Annotated in this window: 1 protein-coding gene; it reads right to left on the reverse strand. The window is 40.5% G+C overall.

What is annotated here, in order from left to right:
• Positions 1 to 4: 4 nt before the first annotated feature.
• Positions 5 to 1,123: an ISAs1 family transposase gene (locus I6F40_RS19575; RefSeq protein WP_166379703.1), complete on the reverse strand. Its 1,119-nt coding sequence runs from the start codon at positions 1,121 to 1,123 to the stop codon at positions 5 to 7.
• Positions 1,124 to 1,194: the final 71 nt, after the last annotated feature.

The following is a 1,194-nucleotide window of genomic DNA, read 5'->3' on the forward strand; positions in this document are numbered from 1 at the left end:
AACACTATAAATTCAATACCTTTTCAAGATAAGCTGTACTGCGCATCGCTTTCTTCTGCTTTGCTGGCATACCTTTACTAAAACTGGTTTCAGCCTTTAATTGATTAAATGCGATATGCCTTAGCCCTGCAAATACAGGCGCTGCACCTTCGCGCCTAATTCGGCACTCATCTTCTTTAAACCCTACGTCTAAACGCCAATGTAAGCCGTTCTCTATTTGCCAATGTTCTCGCGCTGACCTTGCCAATTCTTCCGCCGTTAAATGTGCTGAACTGATATAGTATCTATAGCATAACTCATTGCTTATTTTACCTTTTTCTTTTCTGTAAGAAACAATAACACCCACTGTCTTTGCGCCTTCCCAGTGTCTCGTTTCTGATAAATCGCTTACGCTATGGCTCACCGCACAACACCTAAACTCCTCTCTACTTTTTTGATAATCTGCTTCATTAAACAAAATCCCTGCAGACGCTTGTCGTGTTATCTCCGGTAATAAAGTCCCCTCTATTTGCGACAGGAGTCCTTTATGATTTGCCTTCACTGCAAGAAGGTAATTAGCTTCTTTGCTCACTATTTTTTCTGCAATTGATTTTTGACATCCCATGGCGTCAATTGTGACTAAGCACCCTTTTATTTCAAGTAACTCAAGAAGTGTTGGTAACGCTGTTATTTCATTCGACTTTTTATCAACAGGACATTGTGCTAAAACAACACCATTTTCGCATGCAAATGCACTGACCATATAAAGTGCATCGCGCCTATCCGATTGATTAAAAGACCCTTTTAACCGTTTCCCGTCAATAGCCACAACATCGCCTTGGGTTAATTTAGTGCATGCTTTCATCCAAGAAGAAAAAGAATCTTGAAATTGCGTCATATCAATACGGCTTAATACACGGGCAATTGTGTCATGGCGGGGGATGCCTTGCTCTAGGGGGACATATTTCCTGAGCCAATCTAATCTATCATGACCAAAATCTTCAATATCTTCCCAGCCTTGGCATCCAGACACAACAGCGCTGACGGCTAGGAATATGATATCAAATAGTTTATGAACCACTTTACCTTGTTGGCGAGGATCATCGATTGATTCGAAATATTTAAATAGCTGAATATCAAGCATGAGAATGCTCCTTAAAAAAGGAGTATAAGATCATACTTTTAAGTCAAGGTAAAGTTCGTGATCTTGCCCTG

This window comes from Pseudoalteromonas sp. SWXJ133 (genome assembly GCF_015864365.1).
Lineage (GTDB): Bacteria > Pseudomonadota > Gammaproteobacteria > Enterobacterales > Alteromonadaceae > Pseudoalteromonas > Pseudoalteromonas arctica.